At 61.2% G+C, this 10,385-nt stretch carries 10 protein-coding genes and 1 tRNA gene; 6 read left to right on the forward strand and 5 right to left on the reverse strand.

Annotated elements, in window-relative coordinates; genetic code table 11:
- The 3 genes from AB7E65_RS09695 to AB7E65_RS09705 all read left to right on the forward strand — a co-directional run.
- A partial coding sequence (locus AB7E65_RS09695) for a thioredoxin domain-containing protein (RefSeq protein WP_428745782.1) occupies positions 1 to 1,457 on the forward strand: 1,457 nt, incomplete at its 5' end.
- 104 nt (positions 1,458 to 1,561) lie between these two features.
- Entirely contained in the window at positions 1,562 to 1,837 is a 276-nt protein-coding gene (locus tag AB7E65_RS09700; RefSeq protein WP_072287564.1) for a hypothetical protein, read from the forward strand.
- Complete coding sequence (locus tag AB7E65_RS09705) at positions 1,818 to 2,156, forward strand: hypothetical protein (protein WP_320361676.1); 339 nt, start codon at positions 1,818 to 1,820, stop codon at positions 2,154 to 2,156. The genes AB7E65_RS09700 and AB7E65_RS09705 overlap by 20 nt, the downstream gene beginning before the upstream one ends.
- Before the next feature lie 18 nt (positions 2,157 to 2,174).
- Here the strand turns inward: AB7E65_RS09705 and AB7E65_RS09710 are convergent, their stop codons facing one another.
- The gene (locus AB7E65_RS09710; protein ID WP_428745783.1) at positions 2,175 to 3,515 is read right to left on the reverse strand and encodes a nitrite/sulfite reductase; all 1,341 of its coding nucleotides are present in this window, start codon (positions 3,513 to 3,515) and stop codon (positions 2,175 to 2,177) included.
- A gap of 150 nt (positions 3,516 to 3,665) precedes the next feature.
- Positions 3,666 to 3,911: a hypothetical protein gene (locus AB7E65_RS09715; RefSeq protein WP_072287561.1), complete on the reverse strand. Its 246-nt coding sequence runs from the start codon at positions 3,909 to 3,911 to the stop codon at positions 3,666 to 3,668.
- A 273-nt stretch (positions 3,912 to 4,184) separates the two neighbouring features.
- Here AB7E65_RS09715 and AB7E65_RS09720 point away from each other — a divergent pair, with 273 nt between their 5' ends.
- Positions 4,185 to 5,474: an alpha/beta hydrolase gene (locus AB7E65_RS09720; RefSeq protein ID WP_428745784.1), complete on the forward strand. Its 1,290-nt coding sequence runs from the start codon at positions 4,185 to 4,187 to the stop codon at positions 5,472 to 5,474.
- A 3-nt stretch (positions 5,475 to 5,477) separates the two neighbouring features.
- Entirely contained in the window at positions 5,478 to 6,233 is a 756-nt protein-coding gene (locus tag AB7E65_RS09725; RefSeq protein WP_072287559.1) for an MlaA family lipoprotein, read from the forward strand.
- A gap of 63 nt (positions 6,234 to 6,296) precedes the next feature.
- Here AB7E65_RS09725 and aroL read toward each other — a convergent pair whose 3' ends face one another.
- A complete protein-coding gene (aroL, locus tag AB7E65_RS09730) occupies positions 6,297 to 6,818 on the reverse strand; it encodes a shikimate kinase AroL (protein ID WP_320361684.1) in 522 nt (173 codons plus the stop codon).
- Positions 6,819 to 6,969: 151 nt separating this feature from the next.
- Positions 6,970 to 8,208 carry an MgtC/SapB family protein gene (locus AB7E65_RS09735; RefSeq protein WP_428745785.1) on the reverse strand — a complete coding sequence of 413 codons (1,239 nt, stop codon included), beginning with the start codon at positions 8,206 to 8,208 and terminating at the stop codon, positions 6,970 to 6,972.
- 155 nt (positions 8,209 to 8,363) lie between these two features.
- Between AB7E65_RS09735 and AB7E65_RS09740 the strand changes: the two genes are divergently transcribed.
- Positions 8,364 to 9,785, forward strand: a complete 1,422-nt coding sequence (locus AB7E65_RS09740; protein WP_428745786.1) for a dihydrolipoyl dehydrogenase — start codon at positions 8,364 to 8,366, stop codon at positions 9,783 to 9,785.
- Between the two features lie 62 nt (positions 9,786 to 9,847).
- Here AB7E65_RS09740 and AB7E65_RS09745 read toward each other — a convergent pair.
- Positions 9,848 to 9,934 (reverse strand) — tRNA-Leu (locus tag AB7E65_RS09745).
- Between the last annotated feature and the right edge of the window lie 451 nt (positions 9,935 to 10,385).

Raw genomic sequence — 10,385 nt, forward strand, 5'->3', positions numbered from 1 at the left:
GATTCGGCAAAGCGCCGAAATTTCCCATGCCCCAGAATCTCTCCCTGCTGTGCCACATTGCCGCGCGATTCGAACTGGAAGACGCCACCGCCATGGCTGTCAACACGCTGCAGCGCATCCGCCTCGGCGGTATCTACGACCATATCGGTTTCGGACTGCACCGCTACAGCGTCGATGCCTACTGGCGGGTGCCCCACTTCGAAAAGATGCTCTACGATCAGGCGCTGCTGACCCTGGCGGCGCTGGACGCTTTCCAGAGCACGGCGGATCCCTTCTTCGCCACCCTTGCCGACCAGACCATGACCTATGTGCTGCGCGACCTGGCGCTGCCCGAGGGCGGTTTCTGCTCTGGCGAGGACGCCGACAGCGAGGGCGCCGAGGGAACCTACTACCTCTGGACCACCGCCCAGGTGGAGGAGGTTCTGGGGCACGAGCAGGCCACCATTTTCTGCAACTGCTATGAAATATCCGAAGAAGGAAACTTCGAGGGGAGCAACATCCCCCGCCTCGAAATGGACCTGAAAGCCTGGGCGCAGTGGTTCGGCGTCAGCGTGGAGGAACTTGCCCCGGTCCTGGAGGATGGGCGGCGCAAGCTGCTCGAAGCCCGCGGCCAGCGCGTCCGGCCGCACCGCGACGACAAGCTGCTGACCTCGTGGAACGGCCTGACCATCGCCGCGATGGCCCGTACCACCGCCTTGCTGGGGCATCCCGAATATCTGAGGGCGGCAGGGAAAGCGGCCGATTTCATTCTGGAAAACATGCGCGACACACAGGGACGCCTGCTGCGGCGGTGGCGCAGGGGACAGGCTGGTATTCCGGCTTTCCTGGAGGATTACGCGGCGCTGATCCTGGGCCTGATCGAACTCTACCAGGCCGGATTCCAGACCCGCTATCTGGCCGAGGCGCTGCGCCTTGCCGGCGACATGCGGCAACTGTTCGGCAGCGCGGAAGGACTTTTCCATGACACCGGCAGCGATGCGGAGCAGGTGCTGGTGCGCAAACGCACCCTGCACGATGGCGCCATGCCTTCCGGCAATGCCATGGCCGCCATGGCGCTTCTGCGCCTCGGCGCCATGACCGGCGACGCGGCCCTCGAAGAACAGGCCGAACAGCTCCTGCTAGCCTCTTCCCGGGCATGGAAGGAGACACCGACCGGCTGCAGTCAGTTGCTGATGGCGCTGGATGTGGCGCTGTCGGAGCGGGAAATCCTGGTAATCGCGGCCCCCGCCGACGATCCGGACGGTCTCGCCATGCTCAAAGAAGCGCGCCGCGGATTCCGTCCCCGGCTGATGATCCTGTGGCAGCGTCCCGATGACGCTGCCCTGTCCGAAACCACCCCCATGGCCAGGGACAAGTTCATGCTCGACGGCAAGGCCACCGCCTACCTGTGCCGCGGCCGCACCTGCCTGCCCCCGGCCAACACCCCGGAGCAACTGGCGCGGCTACTTGATTCCTGACCTGAAAAGCCGGGGTGACATGCTGCCTGAAGGCCTCCATTGGGTATTGGCGTTTTGCCACATAACGATATATATTGATAGCATCAATATCCGGAGGTTTAACTATGGCGATGGAGAAGCAAATTAATCTGAGACTCGACAACTCTGACGAAGCAACTCTTAAGTTTATGGCCGAGGCGCAAGGGCGCTCCGAGCAGGAAATCCTGCGATATTCCTTTCGCAAATACGCCAAAGAGTTTTTGGATCAAATGAATTTCATTAAGTCTGTTGAGAGGGGATGGGTTGAGCTTAAATCAGGTCTGGGCGAAATTGTGACCGAGGAGGATGACTTTTTTGATGAAATCATGAAAGATATCAATAATGAGCCCACGCCCTCTTAAGCGCTCACTCGAGTACAAAGGGAAGGTTCGCGAATACGCCAGAAACCTTGCCGACCGTTATAGACCAGAGATAGCAGGCGTATTCCTTAAAGACGTCGGGCAGGCTGAAAAAAGAATTTTTGAGAACAATGAGGTCGGCTCTCTTGCCCCATATATCATTTTGGGGGAAAAAGTCGTATTGAGAGAACTTTATTTTTCTTCTGGCCCTGCAAAATACTGCCTGGTGTACCATATTGACGACAACTGTTTAGGGCTGGTTACGCTATGGCATGGTTCCGGAATAAGAACATCTAACGATTTGATCCGCCTGTGGGAATAGCCAATCTCCGCGATAAAATCAGGATTCGACCTGCTGGCAGCACTCCTTCGTCACGGGGTGCAGCAGCTGCCCGACCGCCGTCAACAGTTCCTCCAGGGTAAGCCTTGTCGCGACCGCCGTGCCGAAGCCTTCGCCGGTACGCCGGTACAGATCGAACAGGGCCGGCCTGCCGCCGGTCGCCTTGCGCGCCCCGACGATGCCGATATCGGCCAGCTGCGGCCCCGAACAGCTGTTGGAACAACCGCACACCGCCCATTCCAGATCGCGCCCGGAATCCGGGAAACATTCGTTCAGCTGCGCTGCCAGCTCGCGGGTCGGCACCAGCCCTTTGGGGCAGACCGCACTGCCGGGACAGACGCGGCAGCGCAACCCCGTGCCAGGCCGCAGCAGTCCGGCGTTTTGCAGTGCCTCCCGCAGCGCCGCGCCGTCGCTGTCCGCCGCCACCGAAACCAGCACATCCTGGTCACGGCTGACGGCCAGCCAGCCGTCCCCGCTTGTGGCGGCGATAGTGGCGATCCGGCGCAGATCGGCGGCCGCGAGCCGCCCCGCCGGCACCGGTACCGCGATCCAGCCGCGGGTGCCGGGGCACGCCAGTTCGCCAAGGGCGTCGTCAAATGGGCTGGCGACGGGGCAAGGCGTCATGCCGGCTGTTTCACGGGCCAGCAAAGCGCGAAATTCGGCTTCGCCGATATCGGCCAGCAGGTGCTTGAGCCGTTTACCTGCCGGAGCATGCTGCATGTATACCCGGATCACGCCCTCCACAAGCGGAATCAGGCGCTCGAAGGGAACCCTCCCCGCCAGCAGAAAACCTTCCCGGGGCTGCCGTCCCAGGCCGCCGGCCACCCAGACGTCACACAGATCCCTCCCCGCATCGCGGCCCAGATACACCATGGCCAGGTCCTGGCACAAATGCCGGGCGCCGCAATAGCCGTTCTCCACGGCCAGCTTGAACTTTTTGGGCAATCCCTCGAAATGCGGATTGCCGGTGAAATGTGCGTGCAGCCGCCTGACCAGCAGCTGGATGCGCGCAGAGTTCTCCCCACCGTCCAGCGCGCAGGCAACGCCGCGCACCGCCCCGCCGCAGGCGCCCCGGGTGGTCAGTCCCACCGCCTGGTAGCGCCGCTGCACCGTCGGCAACTGCTCGCCGCGCAAGCCGTGAACCTCGATATTGCCCCGACAGGTCAGATGCAGCTTGCCGCCGCCAAAACCCTCCGCCACGGAGCAGAGCGCTTCGGCCTGCGGCGCGGAAAACAACCCGCCGGGAAGCTTGGCCCGCACCATCAGGGCGCCGTCCCCGCCCTGGCGGTAGACACCGTTGATCTTGAAGGTCTGATAGTCGATAGCGGAAAAGTCTGGCATCAGGCATATCCTTGGCTTGAAAGTTGACGGGCGGGCAACGCACAAAACGACGCCGCCGGGACGTGTCGGATGCCCCAATATGCTTCAGCCAAAGGCAAAGGTCAAGAGACAGGACTTGGAAAGAGGCCCGGAGAAAGGCTGCGGACAGGGTCAGGGACGGGTATACAGGAGCCCCGTTTCATCGTTCTCGAGTTCGGGATGCTCGGCGTACAGGGCCTCGCCCAGCATGTCTCCCAGGCGCTCTATGGCATCCTGGGCTTTTCTGGCATAATAGGCCGAGGGTTTGCCGTAGACGGGGGTCAATTCGCCCGCCATCTGTCCGAGCCTGAAGTACATTTCCCTGAGACTCTGAGCGTATTCCTGGTGTCGTTGCAAGGCAAAACCCTCTTTTGACATGGCGACCCCCTGACAGATGCGTAGCATCGAATTGGATGTCCCCCGGCGGTTCCAAAGGGACAACAACTATATTACAAAAAACTCTTCCTAATGCAATCTCTTCCAAACATTTTTTTATTCGTCGAAACAACCGGTGCATCACCGCGATGAAATGCACCCGCCGACCCTCGCCAACAGATGTCGGAAAGGTTTAAAAACATTCATCATTGCGTCCTTGTCCGGTTTGCCGCATAATTCCGGAGCAGAGACACCAGCCTGTTTCCAGAGGAGGCCATGACAATTCTCCGTCTTATTTCGATCATGCTCATGGTTCTGATGGGCGCGAAAGGCGCGTACCGCAGCGCCAGCGCCTTCGACTACCCGATTACCGACCCCTACGCCGCCACGGTCATCGAAACCCCGAGCGAGTACCGCGCAAAACTGCCCGCCGCTCTGCCGACCAGCACCATCAACCTGCGCATCTTTCCCGACCGGCGGATCCCCGAAATTTTCTGGTATCAGGACGGCCTGCCCTGCTCCCTGATCCGCCAGCGGCATGAGGCGCCCCTTATTTTTATCATCGCCGGCACCGGCGCCCGCTACGACGCCCCCAAAATGCTCGATTTACAAAAGGTGTTTTATCAGGCAGGATTCCATGTGCTTTCCCTGTCCTCGCCGACGCATATGGATTTTGTCATCAACGCTTCGGAAAGCATGGCTCCCGGCAACCTCGAAGATGATGCCCGCGACCTCTACCGGGTCATGGAGCGCGCCCGGCAAGCGATCGGCCGCCACATCGCCGTAAGCGACTACTACCTTACCGGCTACAGCCTGGGCGGTATCCAGGCGGCCTTCGTTTCCCGACTGGATGAAGATCGGCAGCGCTTCGGTTTTCGCAAGGTGCTGCTCATCAACCCGCCGGTCAGCCTCTACCGTTCCGTCACCATCCTCGACCGGTTGCTGGACGACAACATCCCCGGCGGACTCAACAATTTCCAGACCTGGCTGGACGAGGTGATGCTGAATCTGTCGGACATCTATCAGGAGTTGGGCTATTTCGAGTTTTCCGGAGATTACATCCACCGGGTGCATGAGCGCTACCCGCATCGCGATCCTTTTCTGCGCGCCATCATCGGGCTTTCCTTCCGCATGTCGTCATCCAACATGATCTTCTCCGCCGACATCATGAACGGCGGCGGTTACATCACCCCTACCCATGCGGAAATCACCCCGACCACCAGCCTGACACCCTATGCCATGGTTGCCTGCCGAACCGGCTTTACCGACTACTTTCATGAATACCTGTATCCGCGCCTGCGCCGCAGGCACCCCGGCCTCACCGAGGCGCAGCTGATCGCCAGGCTCAGCCTGCACCATATCGGCGGGTATCTTCGGGCCACGGAAAAAATCGGCGTCATGCACAACCGTGACGACATCATTCTGGATGCGGGGGATATCGACTGGCTGCGGGAAACTTTCGGCCGGCGCGCCAGAATCTTCCCCCTGGGAGGACACTGCGGCAACCTGGCGCATCCCGAAGTGGTCAACTACATGACCGACTTTTTCAACCAAGGCAAGGACTGAATCATGGCACGCAAAACAGCGACAAGTCTGCTATTTTTCCTGCTTCTGTCAATCCATCTGGGCGGTTGCAGCACCCTGCCCCGCACCACGGAACAGAGCCGTCCGCCGCTGCGCAGCTATGACGCGCTGGTGGATGACAGGCAGCATCCGCTGGAAGTCTACGATCCGCTGGAAGGGTTCAACCGGGGGGTGTATCGGTTCAACCACTATTTCGACAGATACCTGTTCCTGCCGGTGGTGCGTACCTATGATTTCCTGCTGCCGGACTATCTGGAAGACCGCATTTCCGGCTTTGTCGACAATGTTTTCGAGTTCAACAACCTGCTCAACAATCTCTTGCAGCTCAAATGGAAAGGCGCGGGCATCACCCTGTCGCGGCTGATCATCAACAGCACCATCGGCATCGGCGGCCTCTGGGATCCGGCTACCGGGTGGGGCCTGCAGCGCCGGACCGAGGACTTCGGACAGACGCTGGGATTTTACGGTATCGGCAACGGCCCCTATCTGGTCTTGCCGCTTCTGGGGCCGTCCAACCTGCGCGACAGCTTCGGCATCGCCGGTGACGCGGCCGGCTTTGCCGGCATCGGACCGGTCGCCTGGGTGGACAACAGCACCGCTTCGCAAGCCTTTACCTCTGTCAGCAGCGTCGACCGCCGGCACCGCCAGCCGTTCCGCTACTACCAGACCGGTTCGCCGTTTGAATATGAAATGGTGAGGTTGCTCTATACCCAGAAACGGGCGTTGGAAATTTCGAAGTAGTTTTCATCCGGCGGCGACAGCGGGCGCAGGGGCCAGATATGGCGTTCGCAGGGATTCGGCAGGTCAGCCCGCCTGGACTTTCAGCAGGTCGAGGGCCTGCTTCACGACACAGGAGACGGACCGGGCGCCATCGAGTGCATGATGCGCCGCCGCGCGGTAAAGCTCTTCGCGCGACGCCAGCACCTCCTGGATTTCTTCCGTGATGCTGCGCCCGGTCAGGCTGGGACGCTGGGCCGCGTTCGGGTCGCTTTCAAGACGCCGGGCCATAATCGCAACAGGCACCTGCAGATAAAAAACCGTACCGTTGCGCCGCATGTACTCGCGGTTGAACGTCGACAGCACCATGCCGCCGCCGGTAGCGATGACCCGGCCCGGCGCGGTCACCGCCTGCAGAGCTTCGGTTTCCCTGCGGCGGAAACCTTCCCACCCCTCTCTGGCGACCAGCTCGGCGACGCTCAGGCGCAGCGTTTCCCACAGATACTGATCCGTATCGACAAAGGCAAAGGCGAGTTCACGCGCCAGAGCGCGACCGACGGTGGTTTTGCCGGAGGCGCGGGCGCCAACCAGATAAATGGTGCTGACCATGCCGTATCTTCCTTCGAAGGGGTTCCATCCAAAACGCCTGATCCCGATGCGAGCCGGTCGCAGCCGATGGCAGGAAAAAGGCGGGACGCTGAGTATAGGAGGTTTGAGACGACCCTTCAAGCCGATTCTGACCGGCCGCTGGCAGCGTCGCTCAGGGCCAGAACCAGAGCAGCAGGATGCCGCCGGCCAGAGACAATCCGAACAGCGCCGCAATCCTGCCGAGCAGGCGCCGGCTGCCCATGAGAGCGACAACTCCCGCCTTGAACAGGATATTGGAGAGCGCGCCGATCATCATCATGCGCCAGCCGGTATCGACACCCAGTCGGCCCGCGGTTATCAACTGAGCGGTGGACAGGGTGATGGCGTCCATATCGGTCAGCCCCGACAGGGACGCCACCAGGTAGAGGCCCCCCTCGCCCAGATGCTGCCTGGCGGCAGCCACGGCCAGCAACACCAGCGCATACAACCCGCCGAAAATCACGGCGGCACCGAGATTCGACGGATCTTTCGGAACCGGGGCGCGATCCTGTTTCTGGCGCTGTCGGTAACAGGCCGCCGTGGCGATCAGCGCCATCCAGACTCCCATCAACCCGAATTGGGGGAATATTTTCCAGAAAATGCCCGGTGCCACGACCGCCACTTCAAAGGCCACGCGGGCGAACACGATGGTCGAGGCAATCATGATGACCAGGGTCGCCGTCGGCGAAGTCGCAGGCGCGGTTCTGGACATGCGGGCATAGCTTGCGGTGGCGGCGGTACTGGAGATCAAACCGCCGAGGACACCGGCGAGAATCGCCCCGGGCTTTGCGCCGATATAGCGAGAGGTCAGGTAGCCGGCGATGCTGATGCCCACGATCAGCACTACCATCAGCCAGATGCGGAAAGGATTGAGCACCGCATAAGGACCAAAAGACCTGTCCGGCAGCAGCGGCAGCACCACCAGGGCGATAAGCACCATGCGAAACACGGCGCGGATATCCGTCGCACCGATACGCTCCACAAAACCGTGCAAGGGCTTTTTCCAGTGCAGCAGCAGCGCCACGCCACCGCCGATGGCAACGGATTCGGCCACCATGCCGTTCTGCAGCAGGGCGCCGACGGCAAACATGACCAGCGCCGCGACCTCGGTGGTTGGACCCGGCCGGGGATCCCGGGCACCGGCCCGCGAAAAATTGGCAGCGATCATCACGCCGCCCAGCGCCACCACCCCGGCGGCCAGCACCCAGCCCCCATAGCGTTCCGCCAGATGGGCACAGGCCGTGCCCAATACGCTGATCAGCGCAAAGCTGCGAATCCCCGCAGCTTCCGGTTCCGCCCATTCCCGCTGCAACCCGACCAGAAGCCCGAGGCCGAGAGAAATGCCGAACTGCTGCCAGATCTGCATCGCCATAAGGAGCCCCCCGCTCTTTGCATTCTCCTGTATCTGTATTCAATTTTACAAAGCGTGCGGGGTTTTCCAAACCGGTGAGTTCCGGAATTAAGCAGGTATAGTATCAAAGCGGGCCCGCCACAGGTCTGCACACATCCGATCGACAAGGAGGTCCCATGGCAAAAAAAGTCGACGTCATCATTATCGGAGCGGGCAGCGCCGGGCTGGCGGCGCTACGCCAGATCCGCAAAACGACCGACAACTACCTGCTCATCGACCACGGTCCCCTGGGCACGACCTGCGCGCGGGTCGGATGCATGCCTTCCAAGGCGCTGATCAAGGTCGCCGGCAATCTGCATGGGGCGGCCAGGCTGGCAAAAGCCGGACTGGTCGACGGCAAAGCGCCGGCCTGCAACATCCCCGCCGTGCTGGCCCATGTGCGGAAATTGCGCGACGGTTTTGCCACCGGCATGCTCGAAGCGACCCGCAGGCTCGCCGGTGAACGCCTGATAAAAGCATCGGCGCGCCTGCTCGGGCCCGGCCGGGTGCGGGTCGGCGACAGCGAAATGGCCTGTTCCCGGGTCATCCTGGCGGTGGGCTCGCGGCCGACCGTGCCCGAACCATGGCAAGGCTTCCGGGAACGCATTCTGACCACCGACAGCTTTTTCGAGCAGCAGGATCTGCCACGGCGCCTTGCGGTGATCGGGCTGGGACTGATCGGTATAGAGCTGGGCCAGGCCATGGCCCGCATGGGGATCCAGGTATGGGGATTTGGCCGCAACCCGCACATTTGCGGCATCCGTGATGCGGAGGTAAATGATGTGGCGCTCGCCGCCCTGAGCCGGGAATTTCCGCTTTACACCGGCGCGGAAGCCCACATCTCCCCCACCGCTGACGGCCTGCGTATCCGCAACGGCAGCAAGGAGATCGAAGTCGATGCGATCCTCGCAGCGCTGGGCGTAACCCCCAACACCGCCGGCCTCGGACTGGAGAACCTCGGCATCGAGCTGGACAAGCGCGGACTGCCGCCCTTCAACCCGCACACCATGCAGGTGGCCGACCTGCCGGTATTCATCGCCGGAGATGCCAACGGATGCCTGCCGATCCTGCACGAAGCCCAGGATGAAGGATACATCGCCGGCGTCAATGCCACCGCGAGCGCCATCGGCCCGTTCCAGCGCCGCACACCCCTCAAAATCGTATTCTGCGATCCCCAGGTGGCGGCGGTGGGACAAACCATCGATAAGCTCGATGCCGCCGCCATCGTCATCGGGCGGGCCGATTTCACCGAACAGTCCCGCGCTATCGCCGAACAGCGCAACAGCGGCCTTCTGCATGTATATGTGGACAAACTCGATGGCCGCCTGCTCGGCGCGGAAATGATCGTGCCGGGCGCCGAACATCTCGCCCAACTGCTGGCCCTGGCCATCCACCGTAAACTCACCGTCACGGACCTGCTGGCCATGCCTTTCTACCACCCTACCCTCGAAGAAGGCCTGCGCACCGCATTGCGCGATGCGGCCCAGCAACTCGACGATGGCCGACCGCCCCGGGAGTTGTCCCTGTGCGAAAGCTGCCCGGAAGCGCCGCTGTGCTGAATCTGCCGGCACATAAGCAAAAAGCCCGCAACCGTTTACGATTGCGGGCTTTCATCATTTGTTGGTGCCGAAGGGGAGACTCGAACTCCCACGGCCCTACGGCCACTAGACCCTGAACCTAGCGTGTCTACCAATTCCACCACTTCGGCTTGAAGCGAGACAACTTATAGCAAATGGCCAAACCCAATGCAACAAAAAAATTCGGATTTTTCTGACCCATGTTTTTTCTTTTTGCCCCAGCCCTCAGGTTTCAGCTTACAGCCCCCAGCTTGCAGTCCTCAGTCCTCAACCCTTAACTTCAATACCGCGGGGTGGCGTCACAAGGGGGATAAAACGGCTGCGCCGTTTTAAAACAATCTCGCAGCGCCGGTTTCTGCAACAGCCCAGCTGAAAAACTGGCGACGCACCAAAATCACCCAAAAGCCCTACGCAGCGCAACCCTGACAAACAGGCAGCGACAGTGCCAAAAGGCAGCGCCCTTGGCACCGGAGCCTATCATAATGGCGATAGCCGACCCTGCGTCCTTTCTTTCCATACTTTCTTTAGACGAGTAAAGAAAGTATGCCGGCTGCCGGCCGGGACCGGCGAAGTTGAAGTAAA

It is taken from the genome of Syntrophotalea sp., from assembly GCF_050253115.1.
Classification (GTDB): Bacteria; Desulfobacterota; Desulfuromonadia; order Desulfuromonadales; family Syntrophotaleaceae; genus Syntrophotalea; species Syntrophotalea acetylenica.